The organism is Smaragdicoccus niigatensis DSM 44881 = NBRC 103563 (assembly GCF_000380645.1).
GTDB classification, from domain to species: Bacteria; Actinomycetota; Actinomycetes; order Mycobacteriales; family Mycobacteriaceae; genus Smaragdicoccus; species Smaragdicoccus niigatensis.
This window is the reverse complement of record NZ_AQXZ01000015.1, coordinates 276,771-297,287: the sequence shown is the minus strand read 5'-3', so window position 1 is coordinate 297,287 and position 20,517 is coordinate 276,771. Positions and strand designations below refer to the sequence as shown.

The following is a 20,517-nucleotide window of genomic DNA, read 5'->3' as shown; positions in this document are numbered from 1 at the left end:
AATAGGTTCTTTATGCGGCGATCCGAAGGGTGAATGCCGACGCGACTGCCTCGACGAGGTCCACGATCGCGCTAGCGACCGGAACCGGATTCTCGACGATGATCCCGTGTCCGGCGCCTTCGACGATGGAAGTCTGCGCACCCGGAATCTGAGCCGCCATCGACAATGAAAATTCGACCGGGGTCATGGTGTCTTCGGTGCCGCAGATGACCGTTGTCGGCACGGCGCCCAGGATTTCGAGCGCGTCGGTCGCGTCGAACTTTGCGAAGTTGCCGAGGAAGCCGGCCAGAGTCCGGATCGGGGTCTTGTTCTGCAGCGTTGCCGTCAGGGACTTCATCTGCGGTCCGGCCGCTTCGTGGCTGTACTTCTTGGCTGCGCGGGCGGCGAGCGTCTTGGCGCGGGTCATGAAGCCCGGGGCGAGCAATGCCGCGTGACGCAGGGTCTGGAAGACCGGGTTGTTCAGCTTTTGGCCCATCGGGGTCGCGGTCAGGCCGCCGGCGGCACCCGAGATGAGAGCCACCGCGCTGATGCGTGAGCCGATTTCGAGCGGGAACTGGGCGGCGAAGCTCAGGATGGCCATCGCACCCATCGAGTGGCCGACGAGAACGATCGGTCCGGCCGGTACTGCGGTCTCGAGGACGGTGCGCAGGTCGCGGGCGAGCTGCTCGACGGTGTAGGTGGAGGACTCGCCTTCGCTGGACTTGCCGTGGCCGCGGTGGTCGTAGGCGACGATGCGGACGTCGGCACCGGACCCGATGAGTTCACGGCGGACGAATCCCCAGCATTCGGTGCGGAGGGTGTGTCCGTGCAGGAGAACGACGGTCGTGCCGGCCGAACGGCGGCCCCATTCGCGCACCGAGAGCTCGACACCGTCCGCCGTGGTCACCGAGTAGCGGCGGGCGCTCAGTTCGATGGTGGTGGCGGACATTTCGTTCTCCCGGTGAGTAGTTGGGGCGATGCTCTTAATGTGCCGGTCTGCGGCGGTATTTCTAAGGCACCCTGAGGGTGGGTGGGAGTTCCCGAGGTGTTGGGTTTTCCCACCTTGGTGAGCCGTTCGCTCAGGGCTGACGGGATCTTGGGATCGATCACGGGCCAAGTGCCGTTGAGTCTTTTAGGCTGACGGTGCTGTGCACTCTGGGGACGCCATGTGCGCAACGGAACCCCGACCCCATCTAAAGGCGGCCGGAACACCCGGCCACTAGAGTGGTGTTGGGAGCGAGAGGTAGGGGAGAGCGATGTTCGAGAGGTTTACCGACCGCGCACGGCGCGTCGTCGTCCTGGCGCAAGAAGAAGCCCGGATGCTCAACCACAACTACATCGGTACCGAGCACATCCTGCTGGGACTGATCCACGAGGGCGAAGGCGTCGCCGCCAAGTCGCTGGAGTCGTTGGGTATCTCGCTCGAGGGTGTCCGCACGCAGGTGGAGGAGATCATCGGGCAGGGCCAGCAGGCCCCGTCTGGGCACATTCCGTTCACGCCACGCGCGAAGAAGGTTCTCGAGCTGAGCCTTCGTGAAGCACTTCAGCTCGGCCACAACTACATCGGTACCGAGCACATCCTGCTCGGCCTCATCCGCGAGGGTGAGGGTGTCGCCGCGCAGGTCCTGCAGAAGCTCGGCGCGGACCTCAACCGGGTTCGCCAGCAGGTCATCCAGCTGCTGTCGGGCTACCAGGGCAAGGAGCCGGCCTCCGAGTCCGGAAGCGCAAGCCGTGGCGAGGCAGGCACGCCGTCGACGTCGCTCGTGCTCGACCAGTTCGGCCGCAACCTGACGCAGGCTGCGATGGAAGGCAAGCTCGACCCGGTCATCGGTCGCTCGAAGGAAATCGAGCGCGTGATGCAGGTCCTGAGCCGCCGTACCAAGAACAACCCGGTTCTGATCGGTGAGCCCGGTGTCGGAAAGACGGCTGTCGTCGAGGGCCTGGCTCAGGCGATCGTCAACGGCGAGGTGCCCGAGACGCTGAAGGACAAGCAGCTCTACACGCTTGACCTCGGCTCGCTGGTCGCCGGTAGCCGCTACCGCGGTGACTTCGAAGAGCGCCTGAAGAAGGTCCTCAAGGAGATCAACACCCGCGGCGACATCATCCTGTTCATCGACGAGATGCACACTCTCGTCGGTGCCGGTGCTGCCGAGGGTGCGATCGACGCCGCCAGCATCCTGAAGCCGAAGCTGGCTCGTGGCGAGCTGCAGACCATCGGTGCGACGACCCTCGACGAGTACCGCAAGTACATCGAGAAGGACGCCGCTCTCGAGCGCCGGTTCCAGCCGGTTCAGGTCGGCGAGCCGACGGTCGAGCACACCATCCAGATCCTGCGTGGTCTGCGTGACCGTTACGAGGCACACCACCGCGTTTCGATCACCGACCAGGCTCTGGTCGCTGCGGCAACCCTCGCGGACCGCTACATCAACGACCGCTTCTTGCCGGACAAGGCGATCGACCTGATCGACGAGGCGGGTGCGCGCATGCGCATCAAGCGCATGACGGCTCCGCCGGACCTGCGTGACTTCGACGAGCAGATCGCCGAGGCTCGGCGTGAGAAGGAGTCCGCGATCGACGCGCAGGACTTCGAGAAGGCCGCCTCGCTCCGCGACAAGGAGAAGCAGCTCGTTGCCAAGCGTGCTGAGCGCGAGAAGCAGTGGCGTTCGGGAGACCTCGACGTCATCGCTGAGGTCGACGAGGAGCAGATCGCCGAGGTCCTCGCGAACTGGACCGGTATCCCGGTGTTCAAGCTCACCGAGGAGGAGACCACGCGTCTGCTCCGCATGGAGGACGAGCTGCACAAGCGGATCATCGGCCAGGAGGACGCGGTTCGCGCGGTCGCGAAGGCGATCCGTCGTACGCGTGCTGGTCTGAAGGACCCGCGCCGTCCGTCCGGTTCGTTCATCTTCGCCGGCCCCTCGGGTGTCGGTAAGACCGAGCTGTCGAAGGCCCTCGCGAACTTCCTGTTCGGCGACGACGATGCACTGATCCAGATCGACATGGGTGAGTTCCACGACCGGTTCACCGCCTCGCGTCTGTTCGGTGCCCCTCCGGGATACGTCGGCTACGAAGAGGGTGGCCAGCTCACCGAGAAGGTGCGCCGCAAGCCGTTCTCCGTCGTCCTGTTCGACGAGATCGAGAAAGCCCACCAGGAGATCTACAACACGCTCCTGCAGGTCCTCGAGGATGGCCGTCTGACCGACGGTCAGGGTCGCACGGTCGACTTCAAGAACACCGTGCTGATCTTCACCTCGAACCTCGGTACGTCCGACATCTCGAAGGCTGTTGGTCTCGGCTTCGCGGCAAGCAATGTCGAGGGCAGCAACTACGAGCGGATGAAGAACAAGGTCCACGACGAGCTGAAGAAGCACTTCCGTCCGGAGTTCTTGAACCGTATCGACGACATCATCGTGTTCCACCAGCTGACGACCGATCAGATTGTCATGATGGTCGACCTGATGCTGGCTCGCGTCGAGAAGCAGCTCAAGAACAAGGACATGGACCTCGTCGCGACACCGCAGGCGAAGGCGCTCCTTGCCAAGCGCGGATTCGACCCCGTGCTCGGTGCTCGCCCGCTGCGACGCACGATTCAGCGCGAGATCGAGGACCAGCTGTCGGAGAAGATCCTCTTCGGCGACATCCACGCTGGTCAGGTCGTGACCGTCGACGTCGACAACTGGGACGGCGAAGGTCAGGGCGAGAACGCGAAGTTCACGTTCAAGGGTGAGGCCAAGGCTCCGGCCGCATCTTCGGGCGAGGAAGAGCCGGTGCTCGCCGCCAACGAGTAGTCACCACGCACCAGGGACCGCGCCAGCCATCCGGCTGGCGCGGTCTTTTGTTCTTGACGGCTTGCGAGACCACCACTACGTTCGGTATGCAACGAAGTGCATATGAACAGGAGTGCATAGGTGTTCAGTCGCTATGTCGCGATGGGCGACAGTCAGACCGAAGGTTTGAACGATCCGGACGGTCGCGGAGGCTTTCGCGGCTGGGCAGATCGGCTGGCGGAGCAACTGGCCGCGGTGAACCCGGACCTGCACTACGCGAACCTCGCGGTGCGCGGCAAGAAGGCTCCACAGGTGCGCGCGGAGCAGCTAGACGCCGCCGTGGCGCTCAAACCTGACCTGGTCACGTGCGTCGCCGGAATGAACGATGTGCTGCGGCCGGGCGCTGATATCGCAGCGACGGTCGCGGAACTGGAAACGATGTTCGTGGCGCTGCGGGAAACCGGCGCCACCGTCGTGACGTGCACCTTCCCGGACGTCGGCTTGGTGATGCCGCTGGCCCGTGGTCTGCGTCCCCGCGTCTTCGCCTTGAACGACGCGATCCGCGAGGTGGCGCCACAGCACGGCGTCCTGGTGGTCGACTGCGCGCCGTATCCGGCGATCTGCGATGAGCGGTACTGGAGCCCGGATCGCCTCCACGCGAGCCCGCTCGGGCACGCGGGCATCGCCGCAGCCTTCGCTGACACGTTGCGCCTGCCCGGGAGTAGCAGCGACTGGCAGGTGCCGCTTCCAGAGCTGCCGCGTCGATCCTTGCCGAAGCGGGTTGGACGCGAAGCCCGCTGGGCGGCGGTCCATCTCACCCCCTGGCTGATGCGTCGTGCGACCGGCAGGTCGTCGGGAGATGGCATCACTGCGAAGCGCCCGGTGTTGTCACCGGTCGCGGTCGCGTAGGGGCCGGCGGGGCCAAGGTTTTTGGGCCCGGCTGGTCGGTCTGACGGACGACCAGCCGGGCTACGCCGACCGCTTCGTCAGGTGGGTTGACTTGGCGGCCGGCGGCTCGAGGACGGTGCATGGCACCGTCGAGTTGGAGTTTCCACTTACTGTTCGGAGCCCTCATCGGGTCGGATTGGTCCGATCTCGAAATCTTTTGCGGTTATGTACCCGCTGGCTACCGCCGTAATCGCCGTCGCCGGATTTCTCCTCGCGGTGAAAGTTCGTCCGGCACGCCGACAGCATCACTGGCTGCGGAACATCAGCGGCGTAGGTTCGGTCCCTGTCGGCCGAGTTCGACAACCACAACAAAAACCTTTGACGAAAAGTGCGATCAGGTGGGGATTGCGCCTTAACCGTCACTTCTCTCAAAGGCGTGCCATGACGGATTTGAAACCGTTCTATATCGATGTCCAGACTCACTACGACCTGTCGGACGAGTTCTTCGATCTATTCCTCGATCCTTCTCGGACCTACAGCTGCGCGTACTTCGAGCGCGACGATCTGACCCTCGAAGAGGCGCAGCTCGCGAAAATCGACCTCGCCCTCGGTAAATGCGATCTGCAGCCGGGCATGACCCTGCTCGACATCGGGTGTGGATGGGGCGCGCTGCTCCAGCGGGCCGTGCAACAACACGACGTCAACGTCATCGGACTCACCCTGAGCAATAACCAGTTCCGTGCGGTCAGTGGCGTACTCGATGGTCTCGACTCGGGGCGGTCGGCGGAAGTTCGGCTCAACGGCTGGGAGGAATTCGACGGCAAGGTCGATCGAATCGTCAGTATCGGTGCGTTCGAGCACTTCCGGTTCGAGCGCTATGACGAATTCTTCGATTTCGCCTATCGGGCACTGCCGCCGGACGGAACGATGCTGCTGCACACCATCACTGCGTACTCTCGGCAAACCTTGCGCGAGCTCGGTCTTCCGCTCACTCGTGACGTCCTGCAGTTTTCGAGGTTCATCGTCACCGAGATCTTCCCCGGCGGGCAATTGCCGCGGCCGGAGCAAGTCGTCGCTCATGCGGAACGGGCGGGATTCGAGGTTGCGCGTATCCATCCGCTGCAACTGCATTACGCGCGAACGCTCGACGAGTGGGCGGGTCGCCTCGCTGCACGCCGCGAAGAAGCGATCGCGATCCACTCCGAGGAGATGTACGACCGCTACATCAAGTACCTCACCGGGTGCGCGGACATGTTCCGCCGCGGGTACATCGACGTCATGCAGTTCACGCTCCGGAAGTCGCCGGACGCATGATCGACGAGCTCGACAGCCCGGGGTTGGCGGCAGTAATGCCGTCGGCCCCGGGCCTACCCGAGGTGCTCGAACTCCAGCACCGCTTCCTCGACTTCTATGAAGTGGGACGCGAGAAGGTACGCGAATATGCCCGCGCGGTACAGGATTACCACCCCGCTCATTGGGATGAGGGTGCCGCGGAGGAACTTGGCCACGACAACCTCGTCGCGCCGCTGACCTTCATCTCCCTCGTCGGACTGAGCAAGATGTTCGGCGAGGTCGCGGTGAGCTATGACCTGAGCCGGGTACTGCACACCGAACAGGTCATGGAGTTCCACCAGGCAATCACGGTGGGGGATCGCCTCACCTGTGACTGCTCTATCCATTCCTTTCGCCAGATGGCTGGGACCGACATCATCTGTCTCAAGGCGCTCGTCCACAACCAGAGGGGAGAGTTGCTGCTCACGACCTATACAACCGTCGTGGCACGCCCGGGCGATGAGGTCGACGACGTCATGGTGGACACGGCGAAGCGGGTAATGATGCATTCCACGCACTTGTGATTCGTTCGGCCGGGCGCTCAGTGAAAAGTCAGCCAGAACCCGGCCAACGTCGGCGCGACCAGCGCGGCCGTCAGATTGAGCGAGGCAATCAAGTACTGCCTGGTGCCGTAGCTCATGTGTTACCTCCTCGGACGGCGAAGTCGTTCAGGGGGTGTTCGCTGCGGCATCGAGAATGGATGCGCTGGGGTGACGCAGCTCTCGGGTTAGTCGCTCGACGTGACGGTCAGCGACGGGGTGCGACTTTCGCCGGTCAGTACTTCGACGGCGTCGGTGGATCTAAAACCGATGAACACCTGGGTCAGGTCGCCTTTGCGGGGCAGTCGGACTACATCGGCGACCTGGTCGGCCGGCGATCCCAGCGTCCTTTCGATGCCATCCAGGTAGCTGGAGGTCACGCCCCAGATGTCGAGCTGGACGAGGCAGGTTCCGCTGAGCGCCAGCACACCGCCGGTCGAGGAGTCGAGTGCGATTGCGACGGGTCGGGCGGACCATGACACCGGTCCATCGCCGGAGAATCGCAGATTGACATGTGCATTTCGGACGGTCACGTCGACCCCGACGTTGACCGGCTGGGCGGGTTGTTCGGCTGGAGTGGTGGGACTGATGGTGATCGTTCCCGTGGGTGGAACATCGGAACCGATGACGAGGTCGCCGTACGCGGCGTTCTTCAGCTGACACGGTCTGGTTGCGTCAGTTGGCGGGTCGTTGCCCGTGCAGGAAGTCAAGAGGGCGGTGCTCGCGGCACCGACAATCGCAAGTCGTCGAAAAGTGGAAGCCGCCATCGGTACCCCCGCGCCAGTGGAAGGGAGCCTTCACTGGGTCTATCGAGACTGCGGGACCGTCTGTTAGTCGACATCGGACAATCGGTGCGAGGTATTGACGAGCGCTGGCCGCGTTCTCTAGGTTATGAAACGAAGTGCATATGCACCTAACTGCATACCAAGGAGACGTCATGCACCCGTTCCGCGCTGCCGTGGAAGCTCGTGACTACGAGGCCATCGCCAACCTGCTCGCCGATGACGTGGTCTTCTACAGCCCAGTCGCCCACAAGCCGTACCAGGGCAAGTTCGTCGTCGGGATGATCCTCGGGACGGTCATCCAGATCTTCGAGAACTTCCACTACCAACGTGAGATCGGCGCCGAGGGCTCCAACGACCACGCCCTCGTCTTCGGTTGCCAGATCGACGGGCTGGACATGCAAGGCTGCGATTTCCTCACCATGAACTCCGAAGGCAAGATCACCGAGTTCACCGTGATGCTCCGTCCGCTGCGTGTCGTCGGCATGTTCGCGGAGAAGATGAAGGTCAAATTCGCCGAGGCGATGGCGGCGATGGAAGCCGCGAAGTAGCGACAATCACAGCGGTTCGAAACATCCCGAAAACAAAGGGGCAATCCGGACGGAACTCCGGCTAGGCACTCTAGAGGCATGACCACAGCTGATCAGACCCCAGTGCGGACCCTGTGTTCGTATTGCGGCGTCGGCTGTGGCATCTCGGTCACGACCAACTCCGATGGACTCATCGCAAAGGTCGTGGGGGACAAGCTTCATCCCACGAACCAGGGCCGACTGTGCACGAAGGGTGCCACGCACGCCGAAATGATGGCGGCGGACGGCCGGCTGAGGAAAGCGCTCGTTCGCGATGAAAAGGGTCGGCCGACGCGCACGACCGATGTGAACGCGGCGATCAAGCTCGCTGGTCAGCGACTTCGCGAGATCCGTGACGAACACGGTCCGGACGCCATCGCACTGTACGTTTCCGGCCAGATGACGATGGAAGCGCAGTACCTGGCGGCCAAGCTCGCGAAGGGTTTCCTGCGTACCAAGCACCTCGAGGCGAACTCGCGGCTGTGCATGGCGAGTGCTGGAACCGGCTACAAGCAGTCCCTCGGGGCCGATGCCCCGCCCGGTAGCTACGACGACTTCGACCACGCCGACGTCTTCCTCGTGACCGGCGCGAACATGGCCGACTGCCACCCGATCCTGTTCCTGCGCATGATGGACCGCGTCAAGCAGGGCGCAAAGCTCATCGTCGTCGACCCGCGCCGAACCGCGACCGCGGACAAGGCCGACCTGTTTCTGCAGATCAAGCCGGGTACCGATATCGCCTTGCTGAACGGTCTTCTGCACCTGATCGTGAAGAACGGTCACCTCGACAGCGACTTCATCGCCGACCACACCGACGGTTGGGAAGGAATGGAGGAGTTCCTCGAGGACTACACCCCGGCCGATGTCGCCCGATTGACCGGCCTCGCCGAAGACGATGTGCGGACCGCCGCCGAGTGGATCGGCACCGCACCCAACTGGATGTCGGCGTGGACCATGGGCCTCAACCAGAGCACCCATGGCACGTGGAACACCAATTCGCTGATCAATCTCCATCTGGCGACCGGAGCCATCGGTAGGACCGGCAGCGGACCCTTCTCTCTCACCGGCCAGCCGAACGCCATGGGCGGTCGCGAGATGGGCTACATGGGCCCCGGTCTCCCCGGGCAGCGTTCGGTTTTCGACGACGACGATCGCGCATTCGTCGAGGATGTGTGGGGTCTGCCCGCGGGCTCGATCCGGGCGGAATCCGGCACCGGAACCGTGGCGATGTATCAGGGTCTCGCCGCCGGCGAGATCAAGGCCGCTTGGATCATCTGCAGCAACCCGGTCGCCTCGATGGCCAACCGATGGACCGTGGTCGAAGGGCTCGAGACAGCCGAGGTGGTCATCACCCAGGATGCCTTCGCCGACACCGCGACCAACGCCTACGCCGACATCGTGCTCCCGGCGGCCATGTGGTCCGAGCTCGAAGGCGTGATGGTCAATTCCGAGCGAAACCTGACGCTCCTGAAGCCATCGACGGAGGCTCCCGGTCAGGCGATGCCGGACTGGCGGATCATCGCCGCGATCGCTGCGGAGTTGGGTTACGCGGAGGCCTTCAGCTACGAGTCCAGCGAGCAGATCTTCGACGAGATCCGTCGTTTCAACAACGAGAAGACCGGCTACGACCTGCGCGGAATCACTTACGACCGACTGCGCCAGCAGCCCGTGCAGTGGCCGTCGCCGCCGGGCGACACCGAGACCCGTCACCCGAACCGCTATCCCGACAACCGCTTCGCCACCGACAACGGACGCGCGAAGTTCCTCCCGCGACCGCATATGGACGCTGCGGAGATGCCTGACGACGAGTTCCCGTTCGTGCTCAATACTGGGCGCGTCCAGCATCAGTGGCACACGATGACGAAGACCGGCCGGGTCGACAAGCTCAACAAGCTCAACCCGTCGCCGTTTGTCGAGATTCATCCCGCCGATGCCGAGCGCTTCGGCATCGTCGAGGGTGGTGATGTTGAGATCGTCTCGCGCCGCGGACGTGCGGTCTTGCCTGCCACGATCACCGATCGCGTGCAGCCGGGTCAGTGCTTCGCCCCGTTCCACTGGAACGACGAGCATGGCGAGTACGTGACGATCAACGCGGTCACCAACGATGCGGTTGACCCGGATTCGCTGCAGCCCGAATTCAAGGTGACCGCGGTTCGAATGCGGGCCGTCGAGTCGCTGCGGAAGCCGGAGGAAGTCCCGGTTTCCGGGGCCCCGACACCCGCTCAGACGCTCGCCGCCGCAGTGGGAGCACCGACAGTCGCGCCGGCTTCGACCGACGCGGAGCGCACCTTCCTGGGCGGATTCTTCGCGGCTCTCGACCTCATGCCGGTTACCGGCGTCCCTGTCCTGCCGTCGTCAGCTCCGGTCAGTGTCGACACTCGACTGTGGGTCGACGGGTTGCTTGCGGGGATGTACTCGCGATCGGCGGTCGAAACCGTCGCGCCGGCGCCGGTCGAGAAGCCAGTGCTCATCCTGTGGGCGTCGCAGACCGGAAACGCCGCCGACCTCGCCGCCGACGTCTCGACGGAGCTGGCGGCCAAGGGCGTGCGCGCCCGCATGATCAACATGAACGACTGCGAATTGTCCGATCTCGAGGGCGCTGAGCAGGTCGTCATCGTGTCGAGCACCTTCGGCGACGGCGGCCCGCCGGACAACGGCGCCGACTTCTGGGATCGGCTCGCGGCGAACGACGCACCCCAGCTCAAGAACCTTCGTTACGCCGTCCTTGCGATCGGCGACCCCTCGTACTCGGACTTCTGCGGCCACGGCCGCAATCTCGACGAGCGCCTGACCGCGCTTGGCGCGACCGCACTGCTTGAGCGCGTCGACTGCGAGATCGGCGACGACGAACACGCCCGGACCTGGATCGACAACCTCGCGACCGCGCTGCGATCTGCGCCGGTCACGAAATCGCCCACGGAGCTCAAGCCGGCACCGGTGAAACCCGCTGGCGTCTTCACCCGCGACAACCCGCAGTCGGCTCGCGTGGTCCGGAACGAACGGATCAGTGGCACCGGTGAACGCGATGTGCGGCAGGTTGGATTCGAGCTGCCGGAAGGCTGCACGTACGACGTTGGTGACGCCCTCGGCGTGTTCGCCTACAACAGCGAAGCCAACGTTGCCGAGTGGCTGGCCGCGGCGGGCCTCGACGCGAGCACGCTGGTAGACCTCGGGGACGGCGAACTCTCGCTCGGGGAGGCCCTGCGCACCCGCCTCGACATCAGTGTGCCGACGCCGAAGTTCCTCAAGTTCATCGCAGCTGAAACCGGCGATCATCGCCTCGCCAAGCTGCTGCGCCGGGACAACAAGATCCAGCTTGGGCAGTGGCTCTGGGGTCGGCACCAGGCGGATGTCCTGCGTGAGTTCCCCATGCGAGCGGACGCCGTCGACTGGCTCGGTGTCCTGTCGAAGCTCACGCCGCGGCAGTACTCGATCTCGTCGTCGCCGCTGGTCAGCCCGAATGAAGTCCAGCTGACCGTCGGTGTCGTGCGATACGAGAATGAGAACGGCACACCGCGCGGGGGAGTGTGTTCGACGTTCCTCGCCGACCGCGCTGACGACGTGCAGATCTTCCTGCAGCGGGCGCCGCATTTTCGGCCGCCGGCAGACCCGGACACGCCGATCATCATGATCGGACCGGGAACGGGAATCGCCCCCTTCCGAGGCTTCCTGCACGAACGGCGCGAGCTGGGTGGCAACGGCCGCAACTGGTTGTTCTTCGGCGGTCAGCACGCCGCAACGAACTTCTACTACCGCGACGAACTCGAGGAGATGTTCCGCGACGGCACCCTCACCCGGCTGGATCTGGCCTTCTCGCGGGACCAGCGCGAGCGGATATACGTGCAGCACCGGATGATCGAGCATGGCGCTGAGTTATGGCGCTGGTTGCAGGATGGCGCCCACATCTACGTATGCGGTGACGCCTCGCGCATGGCCAAGGATGTCGACGACACCCTTCTGCGGATCGTCCGGACGCACGGCAAGCTCACCGAAGAGGCTGCGCTCGCGTACAAGAAGAAGCTGGTTTCCGAAAAGCGGTACGTGCGAGACGTTTACTGATCTGGGCTCACCAGCCCGCTGCGGTGAATTCAGCCCATTGGCGTGCGCTGCCACAACGGCGTGATCGTTTGCCGGGTGATGCGCCAGACGCCGTCGATATGTGCGGTCGCCAACTCGTAGCGACTGCCGAGTTGGATGTTTGTTCCGGGTTCCTCGGCGACCGGGACCAACACGGCGACCACGTCGGCAACGACGACGGCACTCTCGCCCTCGACCTCGACGGTCGTACCGCAGACGAGATGTTGGGTCGCCGCGTACTGCTCGTGGTTGCGCTGAGCGAACTCGACGATCGTGTTGGCGCCCTCGATCACGCCCATCGGGGACACGAGTTCGGCGTCTGGTAGGTAGAGCGCGGACATCTCCGGGAAGGTCTTGAGGTCGATGCATCGCGTCAAACGCGTGACGAGTTCGACGAGGTCATGGCGATAAGCGGCCGACATAGCGGAGCTCCTGGGTTTCGAAGGGGAGTTCAACGGTGGATCAGGATCGTGTCGGCGCGAACTTTCCGTCGATCATGAGGTCGCTGACAATTGCCGCATTGTCCTCTGGAGGAACGTCTCGCCTGGTGAAGCAACGTAAGAGCAGCGTGTTGGTCATCATCGCGGCAAGTTCGAACGGCGGGTACGCCGCGTTGATCCGTCCTTTTTTCTGACCGGACGCGATTGCCGGAACGATGAGCGCAGGCAGGTTCAACGCCTCTTTGATCGCCAAGAGACCGTCGGGTTCGCTGTAAGTGTCGTGCGCGACCGCGGCGACGAGCGCGTCCATGAACGCGCGTTCATCCGCGGCAAGGTGCGCACACCGGATGAAATGGTTCTTGAGGATGTCTACTTCGTCGAGCTCGATGACGAGATCGTCGTCGATGGCGGTCCGAAGGCGCTCGTAGTCAGGCTTGAGCGCCCCGGCGATGATGTGGGTCTTCGTGGGGAAGATTCGTCGCGCGGTATGCAGCGGAACCCGCGCATTCACGGTGATCGATTCATATGTGGCGCCGAAATATCCGGACCGGAGAAACTCTGCACGGGCAGAGTCGATCAGGGCAGCTCGCGGGTCTCGGGGTACGTTCCCGCTCGGCTCTGGGGGATTGAGGGCGGCCAGCGTGCCGTAAAGGTGTCCGTGATCGTGAACCGGCGTCAGCACCGCGTTTGTGAACGCAAGCACGACGTCCGTGAGCAGCGACGACAGAGTCGAGCGCGAATCCACCGCAGCGCGTAGGAGGAATCCGTCGGCGATCGCGGTGAGAGCCGTACTCAGCGACTGCACCGTGAAGGGCTTGCGCAAGGTCGCTCCGGTCGTGCCGATCAGCGCGTCGAACATCGCCGTCGCCGCGCGATCGCGGACTTCGTAGCTGTGCTGGAGGTCGGCGCGATTCTGGGCGTTCGATCGGCCGAACAGCGTGGCAAGCAACTGCCGGGGGACCAAATCAGACTTTTCGGCTGCCACCCATCCATGCTCGATGAGAGTCCGGATCGATTGCTGAAGGTCTTCGCCTTGATCGGACCACGTGCGTTCGGCGATCGATCGCGCCGCGGAAGTATCGAAGCGGTTCGTCCTGATCAGCGCATTGACGACTGCGGCGAGAAAATTCTCCTTATTCGGAAATCGCCGATAAAAGGTCGCTCGCGACACGTCGGAGTCTTGAAATGCCTGCTCGATATTGAGGCCGCGCTGGAGGAGTTGACGCGGGTTCGAGATCAGAATCGCTAGTCCCGAGTCGACCAGCTGCCGCGTTCCCTCGTCGCTCAAACTCGCTCCTCCGATCCGGGCCCCAGCGTCGTGAGACAACTTCGTCTCACATGAAACATAGTGGTACGAACCAAGATAGTGACATGCCGACCTTGCAGTGGTCACCTGATCTCACCTTTCGGACGATGCAGGAATGAAGGTGAGAAGCGATGACTGCCCTGGTGTTGGACGACGACATCATCGAGGACCCGGTCCCGGCCTGGCGCCGCCCCGCACTGAGTCGGCGTGAGGTCGAAGTGGTGAAGACCTGGATTGCCGTTGATTCGAAGGGCGAAGCATGTAGCGAACTCTTCATCTCGGTCGGGACGATGAATACGCACCTGTTGCGGGTGCGCTCGAAGTACCTCAAGGTGGGACGACCTGCGCCTACCAAGTCGTCGTTGCTCGCTCGATTCATCCAGGACGGTCTCATTGATCTCGAAGCCCTGTGAGCTGCCTGGCGTTCGACCTTCGTGCTCATCTGCTGCCGGGTAGGTTCGGGATAGGACTCGAATCGAAAGGGAACCTCATGGCAGTACGCACCGCTCGCACACAGTGGACCGGCGGTCTTCAGGATGGATCAGGCCGGACCGAGTTCGTGAGCTCGGGAATCGGTACCTTTGATGTCTCGTTCCCACGCCGCACGGCCGACACCGCGGACGGCGTCACGAGCCCGGAGGAGCTCATCGCAGCAGCGCACGCCTCGTGCTATTGCATGGCGCTCTCGGGTGGAATCGCGGCCGCCGGCGGCACCCCGATCAGCCTCGACACCACCGCAGACGTCACGCTGGCGGCAGACACGGTCAACGGCGGGCTGAAGATCAGCAACATCAAGCTGACCGTGCGCGGCAAGGTCGAGGGACTGGACGAAGAAGGCTTCGTCAAGGCCGCTGAGGGTGCCAAGGCTGGCTGCCCGATCAGTAAGGCTCTGGCGGCCACCAACATCACGCTGGATGCCGCGCTGGCCTGAGCAGGCAAAGAGAAACGGAGCCGGTGTCGTGTGACACCGGCTCCGTTTCTCGTTGATCAGTAGATCGCGACGCGAGTTCGCATCTCCGAGGTTTTGTTCGCACGCTCGGTCAGCCAGGCGAAGGCGAGTCCGAGTGCGAACCACAGAGTCGCCTGCGTGGCGAGCGACGACAACCGGAACTGCCACAGCAGAGTCGCCGGGAAGTCCGCGCCCACTTCGTTGATGCCCGGCAGCGCGGTGTATCCGATCGCGACGACACCGACGAACGCTCCGAGTGTGGCCGCGGCCCGCGTGGCCGGACCGTGCTTGCGCAGTGTGACGAAGACGGTGGACGCGGTCGATACGGCGAGCAAACCCAAGATCAGCGCGGCCAACCAGAGGAAGGTCCGGTGGTCGATCGTCTCCGGGTTGCCGACGGCCGGCGGGTTCGCTGGGTACTTGAAGAACGGCACGATCTCGATCGCAAGCCAACCGCACACGGCGAGGATCATTGCAAAGATCGGTCCGGACGAGGTGCTGAACCGACGCAGGTAGTGCGCTGCGGTGCCGAAGATCGCGCCCAACGCCAGGCCGGCGAGGCTCGTCGCGAGGAACAATCCGAAGCGCTGGCCGGTACGACTGACGAGCTCATGCTCGTGACTGGCGTTCATGGCGGCGTTCTTTGCGTCCTCGATCGCGATTGCCGCATCGATGTGCGGCTCACCGAGGATGAACGCGACGACGCCCGCCAGAAGACCGGCGATGACACCGGCGATCAGTCCACGAATTATGAGAGTTGGGAATCGATCGTTCAGTGGCACGGGATACCCAGCAGGTGACGCCCATCGTGCATGACCTCATGCAGGAGTGCGCCGGTCTGCGAGACCGCACCCTGGTCGAGGCCGACGAGGTAAAGCGTCAGCAGCGCGAGCATCACGACGATCGAAGCGATCGCCAGCGATACGAGCGCGCCCTGCGTGCGCAGTGCTGGTGCCTGAATCAGTGCCATATTTCCTCCTGGGATTTCGCGTCCCGGTTGTGCGGTCCGTGGAGTCGAAGGTCTGGCTTTACAGTGGCGCGACCGCGCCGGAATCGCACCGGCTTCCCGAAACTCCGCAGGGTTATTGCACGCTCAGACTGACATTCGGCTTTGTCTAGAGTCAAGCGTTGGGCGAAACCGCCACAAATCACGCCTTTTTGGGCACATCCAGGACGACCTCGAACTCGAGGAGAGACGCTCCGGTCGACACCGGCTTCTGGTTGCCGGCATGCGCGGCGCGCGCCGATCCGTCGCGCCACGCCGCGAAGGATTCCTCGGAATCCCAGTGCGTGACGACGAAATAGCGGTTCTCCCCGGCGACCGGACGGAGCAGTTGGAAGCCCAGGAATCCCGGCTCATTCTCGACGGCTCCGGCGCGTGCGGCGAACCTCTTCTCGAGTTCCGGTCCAGCACCTTCGGGAACTTCGATCGCATTGATCTTCACGACAGCCATGGTTTTCACCCTAATGCTGCGTTGGCGAGTGCGACAGCTTCGTCGACGAGGCCATTCTCGACCAAGTGCCCGATGAACAGGGTCCGCGCGGCCCGTCGGATGTCGTCGGTTTCGACCTGGCTCGGCACGGCGAGTCCGTGGAGAGCGAAGCCATGGGCGAGCGCGACCAGTGCGGGTGCGAGGTCCTTGGCTGCAGGTGCTCCGGCTGCCGAGGCTGCGGCGACCGCCACGCTTCGGGCCGTCTCCAACGATTCGGCGATCGTCTCGCGAAGATCCTCGCGACGGGCGGCGGCGAGGTAGGCCTCGAACAACGCCGGAGTATCCGGCCATCGTGGTGCGACAGAGGCAGCAAAGGCTGACGCGATCTCATCGGGAGTGCTTTTCAGCTCGGTGAGATCGGCGGCCAGTGCGGTGAGCTGTTGTGCGTCCTCGTTGACCGCGTGCGTGATCGCCTCGCGTGCCAAGTCGGTGATCGAGTCGAAGAAATAGCTCACGGTGGCCAGGGGGAGGCCGGCCTTCTCCGTCACCGACCGGTGCGTTATTCCCGCCGTGCCCTGTTCGGCGGCGACCTCGACAGTTGCGCGAAGTAGGGCATCGCGCCGGGCCTGAGAGCGAGCCTGACGAACCATGCGACGAGTCTATCTACAAACCTGGAAGATCTTCTAGACAAAACCTGGAAGAGTTTCTAGATTGAAGACATGCGTATTCATGCCTTCTCCGATGACGCCCTCGGCGATCTCGATGCGGTCGCCCTCGCCGAACTGGTTGCTCGCGGAGAACGGTCGTCCAAGGAACTCGCCGATGCGGCGCACGCCCGCCTCGCGAAAGTCACCGCCCTCGACGCTGTTGCGGTTGAACTGCCCACGCCGCGCGAGACGCCCGGCGGGCGACTGCATGGCGTGCCGACGTTCATCAAGGACAACCTCGACGTGCGGGGCATGCGGACCGGGCACGGGTCCGAGGCGTTCGTCGGACGAATGAAGAACCAGGACGACAAGTACGCCGAGCAGTACCTCTCGAGCGGTCTGACCCTCCTCGGAAAGACCCGTCTGCCGGAATTCGGGTTCAATGCGAGCACCGAGTTCCGCACGCGACCGCCAGTGCGGAACCCCTGGAATCCGGAGCACTCGGTCGGGGCCTCAAGCGGTGGCGCCGCCGCGCTGGTCGCTTCCGGTGTCGTGCCGATCGCGCATGCCAACGACGGTGGTGGGTCCATCCGAATCCCGGCTGCCGCGGCTGGACTCGTTGGGCTCAAGCCGACGAAGGGCCGCCACATCGATGCGGCGATGACGAGGCACATTCCGATCAACATGGTCAGCGAAGGCGTCCTGACCAGGTCGGTTCGGGATACCGCGATGTTCCACGCGGCCTTGGAGGACTTCTGGCGGAACCGAGCGCTCAAGCCGATCGGTCTCGTCGAGGGACCGAGCGATCGAAAGCTGCGGATCGGCCTGATGACCAAGACGATCAACGGCGCCCCGATCGATACGGCGACGCAGGCTGCGATCGACGACATCGCCGCCCTGCTCACGAAGTTCGGGCACGAAATCGAAGAGGTCGACCCGCCGGTCGAGCCGTCCTTTGGTGAGGACTTCACGCTCTACTGGGGTCTGCTCGCCACGATGTCGACGACGATCGGCGCTCCGACCTTTGGAATTCCGTTCTCGCAGAAGAAAATCGATGGGCTGACCAGAGGGTTGCGGTGGCATTACGCGCGCAATGTCCACCGCACTGCGGGGGTGCTGAGTCGGCTCAAGGCGGTGCCTGCGGTCTACGACGAGTTCATGACCGGATACGACGCCGTCCTTGGTCCCGTGCTGGCGCACACCGCGCCCAAACTCGGTTACCTCAGCCCTAACCAGCCGTTCGAGGTGTTGATGCACAATCTCGAGCACTACGTCGTCACGACGCCGCTCCACAACATCGCGGGCACGCCCGGGCTGTCGATGCCGGTTGCGCTGTCGGACGACGGGCTTCCGGTTGCGGTGCACTTCTCGGGCGTTCGCGGTGACGAGCGCACGCTGCTCGAACTCGCTTATCTGTTGGAGGCGGAGCGACCGAGGCCGCGTATACAGGACTAGTGCTGCACAACGAAGGTGGATCCGGAGCCCCCATCGTGCTTTTGCACGGGCTCATGGGGAGTGCGGCGACGTGGCGCGATCATCTGCCTTGGCTGCGCGAACACGGCACCGTCTACACCTTCGACGCCGCCGGGCATGGTCGCCCGCCGCTCGACGACCTCAGCACCGAGGCATTCGTCGCGGACCTCGCCGACCACCTCGAGGTCATTGGCGAGCCGATGATTCTGATCGGTCACTCCATGGGTGGCCTGCATGGCTGGTGCTACGCGGCACTGCACCCGGAGCGCGTTCGCGGCCTCGTCGTCGAAGACATGGCGCCTGACTTTCGGGGTGGGTCCGCCGACGGTTGGGCGGCTGTCATCGCGTCCTGGCCACAGCCGTTCGCCGACGAGCAAGCCGTGATCGATTACTTCGGGCCGATCGCCGGTCCGTACTTTGCGGCGTCGTTCACGCGTGGCCCGGACGGACTGCGTCTGCACGGAGATGGCCCGACTTTCGTGAAGATGTCCGAGGTCTGGGGCGAAAAGCACTACTGGGACGAGTGGGCGGCGATCGACGTGCCGTCGCTGGTCATCGAGGCCGAGCAGACCGTGACCCCCGCTGGTCAGATCCGGCGCATGGGCGAAGTCAACCCGAAATGCACGTATCTGTTCGTTGCGGGCGCGGGCCACCTGGTTCACGATGAGCGACCAGCGGAATACCGCTCGGCCGTGGAGGACTTTCTAGCCGGCCTCGCCAGCGAGCGCGAACAGTCCTGAGTCGGTCTGCTCGATCAGTCCGTCGAGCAGGAGGGAATCGAGCGCGCGCTGCCGCTGACCCGGATCGCGCGGCCACACGATGTCCAGGGCGACTCGCTCGACCGGGCCCGAGGAGTCCCGAAGCACGTCGAGCAGAAGACCGCGGACCTGCCGGTCGGTACCGGCGTACGGCTGCGTCCGGACTGGTCCGTCCCCCGCCGGGCGACCCGCAGCGACCCACGCGCAGTCAACGATCGGACATGCGCCGCATACCGGATTGCGCGCGGTGCAGATGGTCGCGCCGAGTTCCATGACTGCGGCCGAGAACACGGCAGCGGTCTCCTGCTCGGGCGGCAGCAAAGCTTCGGCCGCCCGGAAGTCGGCGGGGGAGACGGTTCGCGCCGAGTCGTCGGCCGCGGTGGCCCGGGCGATCACGCGCCGGACATTGGTATCGACGACCGGGACTCGCTGTCCGTAGGCGAAACACGCCACCGCGCGGGCGGTATAGGCCCCGATTCCCGGCAGCGACAACAGAACGTCGACATCACTCGGCACCACGTCGCTGTGCGAATTGGCGATTGCGGTTGCGCATTCGTGCAGTCGCATTGCTCGTCTCGGATAGCCGAGTTTGCCCCACGCCCGAACCGCTTCGCCTTGGGTTTCCGCGGCGAGATCCGAAGGACGCGACCATCGGCTCATCCATTGTTCCCACACAGGAACAGCACGCGCGACCGGCGTCTGCTGCAGCATCACCTCGCTCACGAGGGTTCCCCATGGCGTCGTATCCGCTGCACGCCAAGGTAATTCGCGCGCGTTGGCGCGGTACCAGTCGACTAGGACATAGGCGTCGATCGGTGCTTCCTCACATTTCAATCCGGGTTGTTGTCGGTTTGAGTTTGCCACTGCGTAACGACCCACTATTTACCGGTAATGTGCGCTAGGTGCACGATGGGCTCATGCCAAATGCAAATCCGATCACCGCATGGAAGTCGCTGCGGGAAGGAAACGCGCGCTTCGTTGCCGGTGACAACCAGCACCTGAGCACGTCCGCACAATTCCGTGCCGAACTCGCGCAGGGCCAAAAGCCGACTGCCGTGATTTTCGGGTGTGGAGACTCACGAGTCGCCGCCGAGATCATTTTCGACCAGGGACTCGGCGACATGTTCGTCGTGCGTACCGCTGGTCACGTGCTTGACGACGCCGTCCTCGGGTCGATCGAATACGCCGTCGGTGTTCTCAACGTTCCGCTGATCGTCGTGCTCGGCCACGACCACTGCGGTGCCGTCAAGGCCACGCTCGATGCTCTCGATCTGGGCCAGGTGCCGGGCGGCTTCATCCGAAGCATCGTCGAGCGCGTCATGCCGTCGATCCTGCAGGGACGCACCGAGGGCCTGACTTCGGTCTACGAACTCGAAGCGCGTCACGTCGCGGAGACCGCTCGGCTGCTCCAGGACCGGTCGAAGATCGTCGCGGACAAGATCGCGAAGGGTGAGTGCGCGATCGCTTCGGCGACCTACCGCCTCGAGGACGGCAACGTCCACTTGCGCGGCGCGATCGGCGACGTCGGCGAAATCGCCCAATAGGCATGGGTGAGATCAACCACTCATCGACACGCCC

The 20,517-nt window shown here is 64.0% G+C and carries 20 protein-coding genes; 11 read left to right on the top strand and 9 right to left on the bottom strand.

The features are described 5' to 3' along the window. Positions 1–10: 10 nt before the first annotated feature. Positions 11–928 carry an alpha/beta fold hydrolase gene (locus tag F600_RS0110060; protein ID WP_018160486.1) on the bottom strand — a complete coding sequence of 306 codons (918 nt, stop codon included), beginning with the start codon at positions 926–928 and terminating at the stop codon, positions 11–13. 307 nt (positions 929–1,235) lie between these two features. On the opposite strand from F600_RS0110060, the gene F600_RS0110055 reads away from it, so the two are divergent. The 4 genes from F600_RS0110055 (at position 1,236) to hadA (ending at position 6,490) form a co-directional block, all read left to right on the top strand. Next, on the top strand, positions 1,236–3,767 hold the full coding sequence (locus tag F600_RS0110055) for an ATP-dependent Clp protease ATP-binding subunit (RefSeq protein ID WP_018160485.1): 2,532 nt from the start codon (positions 1,236–1,238) through the stop codon (positions 3,765–3,767). Between the two features lie 120 nt (positions 3,768–3,887). Further along, positions 3,888–4,655 (top strand): SGNH/GDSL hydrolase family protein, encoded by a 768-nt coding sequence (locus F600_RS0110050; protein WP_018160484.1) that lies wholly within the window; start codon positions 3,888–3,890, stop codon positions 4,653–4,655. A gap of 420 nt (positions 4,656–5,075) precedes the next feature. Then, a complete protein-coding gene (locus F600_RS0110045; RefSeq protein ID WP_018160483.1) occupies positions 5,076–5,948 on the top strand; it encodes a cyclopropane mycolic acid synthase family methyltransferase in 873 nt (290 codons plus the stop codon). Then, entirely contained in the window at positions 5,945–6,490 is a 546-nt protein-coding gene (gene hadA, locus F600_RS0110040; protein ID WP_018160482.1) for a (3R)-hydroxyacyl-ACP dehydratase subunit HadA, read from the top strand. The genes F600_RS0110045 and hadA overlap by 4 nt, the downstream gene beginning before the upstream one ends. Before the next feature lie 203 nt (positions 6,491–6,693). Here the strand turns inward: hadA and F600_RS0110030 are convergent, their stop codons facing one another. Further along, positions 6,694–7,272, bottom strand: coding sequence for a hypothetical protein (locus tag F600_RS0110030; protein WP_018160480.1), 579 nt, complete (start codon positions 7,270–7,272; stop codon positions 6,694–6,696). A 170-nt stretch (positions 7,273–7,442) separates the two neighbouring features. Here F600_RS0110030 and F600_RS0110025 point away from each other — a divergent pair, with 170 nt between their 5' ends. After that, on the top strand, positions 7,443–7,838 hold the full coding sequence (locus F600_RS0110025) for a nuclear transport factor 2 family protein (protein WP_018160479.1): 396 nt from the start codon (positions 7,443–7,445) through the stop codon (positions 7,836–7,838). A 78-nt stretch (positions 7,839–7,916) separates the two neighbouring features. Next, positions 7,917–11,915: a bifunctional nitrate reductase/sulfite reductase flavoprotein subunit alpha gene (locus tag F600_RS0110020; RefSeq protein WP_040630950.1), complete on the top strand. Its 3,999-nt coding sequence runs from the start codon at positions 7,917–7,919 to the stop codon at positions 11,913–11,915. Positions 11,916–11,944: 29 nt separating this feature from the next. Here F600_RS0110020 and F600_RS0110015 read toward each other — a convergent pair whose 3' ends face one another. Beyond that, a complete protein-coding gene (locus tag F600_RS0110015) occupies positions 11,945–12,355 on the bottom strand; it encodes a nuclear transport factor 2 family protein (protein ID WP_018160477.1) in 411 nt (136 codons plus the stop codon). A gap of 40 nt (positions 12,356–12,395) precedes the next feature. Further along, a complete protein-coding gene (locus tag F600_RS0110010) occupies positions 12,396–13,661 on the bottom strand; it encodes a TetR/AcrR family transcriptional regulator (protein WP_018160476.1) in 1,266 nt (421 codons plus the stop codon). A gap of 149 nt (positions 13,662–13,810) precedes the next feature. Between F600_RS0110010 and F600_RS0110005 the strand changes: the two genes are divergently transcribed. Both F600_RS0110005 and F600_RS0110000 read left to right on the top strand, forming a co-directional pair. Further along, positions 13,811–14,092 carry a helix-turn-helix transcriptional regulator gene (locus F600_RS0110005; protein ID WP_018160475.1) on the top strand — a complete coding sequence of 94 codons (282 nt, stop codon included), beginning with the start codon at positions 13,811–13,813 and terminating at the stop codon, positions 14,090–14,092. A 77-nt stretch (positions 14,093–14,169) separates the two neighbouring features. After that, entirely contained in the window at positions 14,170–14,610 is a 441-nt protein-coding gene (locus F600_RS0110000; RefSeq protein ID WP_026306370.1) for an OsmC family peroxiredoxin, read from the top strand. A gap of 56 nt (positions 14,611–14,666) precedes the next feature. On the opposite strand, the gene F600_RS0109995 is transcribed toward F600_RS0110000, so the two are convergent. The 4 genes from F600_RS0109995 to F600_RS30300 form a co-directional block, all read right to left on the bottom strand. Then, a complete protein-coding gene (locus F600_RS0109995; RefSeq protein ID WP_018160473.1) occupies positions 14,667–15,410 on the bottom strand; it encodes a CbtA family protein in 744 nt (247 codons plus the stop codon). Further along, positions 15,401–15,598 carry a CbtB domain-containing protein gene (locus F600_RS0109990; RefSeq protein WP_018160472.1) on the bottom strand — a complete coding sequence of 66 codons (198 nt, stop codon included), beginning with the start codon at positions 15,596–15,598 and terminating at the stop codon, positions 15,401–15,403. The genes F600_RS0109995 and F600_RS0109990 overlap by 10 nt, the downstream gene beginning before the upstream one ends. Before the next feature lie 178 nt (positions 15,599–15,776). Then, positions 15,777–16,082, bottom strand: coding sequence for an antibiotic biosynthesis monooxygenase family protein (locus tag F600_RS0109985; RefSeq protein WP_026306369.1), 306 nt, complete (start codon positions 16,080–16,082; stop codon positions 15,777–15,779). Between the two features lie 5 nt (positions 16,083–16,087). Further along, on the bottom strand, positions 16,088–16,711 hold the full coding sequence (locus tag F600_RS30300; protein WP_018160470.1) for a TetR/AcrR family transcriptional regulator: 624 nt from the start codon (positions 16,709–16,711) through the stop codon (positions 16,088–16,090). Positions 16,712–16,780: 69 nt separating this feature from the next. Between F600_RS30300 and F600_RS0109975 the strand changes: the two genes are divergently transcribed. Then, positions 16,781–18,163, top strand: a complete 1,383-nt coding sequence (locus tag F600_RS0109975; RefSeq protein WP_018160469.1) for an amidase — start codon at positions 16,781–16,783, stop codon at positions 18,161–18,163. Continuing rightward, positions 18,163–18,921 carry an alpha/beta fold hydrolase gene (locus tag F600_RS0109970; RefSeq protein ID WP_018160468.1) on the top strand — a complete coding sequence of 253 codons (759 nt, stop codon included), beginning with the start codon at positions 18,163–18,165 and terminating at the stop codon, positions 18,919–18,921. Before F600_RS0109975 ends, F600_RS0109970 begins: the two co-directional genes overlap by 1 nt. Here F600_RS0109970 and F600_RS0109965 read toward each other — a convergent pair. Then, positions 18,886–19,662 carry an HhH-GPD family protein gene (locus F600_RS0109965; protein WP_018160467.1) on the bottom strand — a complete coding sequence of 259 codons (777 nt, stop codon included), beginning with the start codon at positions 19,660–19,662 and terminating at the stop codon, positions 18,886–18,888. The two genes, F600_RS0109970 and F600_RS0109965, sit on opposite strands and share 36 nt — an antisense overlap. Before the next feature lie 194 nt (positions 19,663–19,856). On the opposite strand from F600_RS0109965, the gene F600_RS0109960 reads away from it, so the two are divergent. After that, positions 19,857–20,483 (top strand): carbonic anhydrase, encoded by a 627-nt coding sequence (locus F600_RS0109960; RefSeq protein ID WP_026306367.1) that lies wholly within the window; start codon positions 19,857–19,859, stop codon positions 20,481–20,483. Positions 20,484–20,517: the final 34 nt, after the last annotated feature.

Excerpts from the sequence above, each read along its gene's own strand:
- F600_RS0110060 (WP_018160486.1), bottom strand. The coding sequence starts at position 928 with ATGTCCGCCACCACCATCGAACTGAGCGCCCGCCGCTACTCGGTGACC.
- F600_RS0110055 (WP_018160485.1), top strand. The coding sequence starts at position 1,236 with ATGTTCGAGAGGTTTACCGACCGCGCACGGCGCGTCGTCGTCCTGGCG.
- F600_RS0110045 (WP_018160483.1), top strand. The coding sequence starts at position 5,076 with ATGACGGATTTGAAACCGTTCTATATCGATGTCCAGACTCACTACGAC.
- hadA (WP_018160482.1), top strand. The coding sequence starts at position 5,945 with ATGATCGACGAGCTCGACAGCCCGGGGTTGGCGGCAGTAATGCCGTCG.
- F600_RS0110030 (WP_018160480.1), bottom strand. The coding sequence starts at position 7,272 with ATGGCGGCTTCCACTTTTCGACGACTTGCGATTGTCGGTGCCGCGAGC.
- F600_RS0110025 (WP_018160479.1), top strand. The coding sequence starts at position 7,443 with ATGCACCCGTTCCGCGCTGCCGTGGAAGCTCGTGACTACGAGGCCATC.
- F600_RS0110020 (WP_040630950.1), top strand. The coding sequence starts at position 7,917 with ATGACCACAGCTGATCAGACCCCAGTGCGGACCCTGTGTTCGTATTGC.
- F600_RS0110015 (WP_018160477.1), bottom strand. The coding sequence starts at position 12,355 with ATGTCGGCCGCTTATCGCCATGACCTCGTCGAACTCGTCACGCGTTTG.
- F600_RS0110005 (WP_018160475.1), top strand. The coding sequence starts at position 13,811 with ATGACTGCCCTGGTGTTGGACGACGACATCATCGAGGACCCGGTCCCG.
- F600_RS0110000 (WP_026306370.1), top strand. The coding sequence starts at position 14,170 with ATGGCAGTACGCACCGCTCGCACACAGTGGACCGGCGGTCTTCAGGAT.
- F600_RS0109990 (WP_018160472.1), bottom strand. The coding sequence starts at position 15,598 with ATGGCACTGATTCAGGCACCAGCACTGCGCACGCAGGGCGCGCTCGTA.
- F600_RS0109985 (WP_026306369.1), bottom strand. The coding sequence starts at position 16,082 with ATGGCTGTCGTGAAGATCAATGCGATCGAAGTTCCCGAAGGTGCTGGA.
- F600_RS30300 (WP_018160470.1), bottom strand. The coding sequence starts at position 16,711 with ATGGTTCGTCAGGCTCGCTCTCAGGCCCGGCGCGATGCCCTACTTCGC.
- F600_RS0109975 (WP_018160469.1), top strand. The coding sequence starts at position 16,781 with ATGCGTATTCATGCCTTCTCCGATGACGCCCTCGGCGATCTCGATGCG.
- F600_RS0109960 (WP_026306367.1), top strand. The coding sequence starts at position 19,857 with ATGCCAAATGCAAATCCGATCACCGCATGGAAGTCGCTGCGGGAAGGA.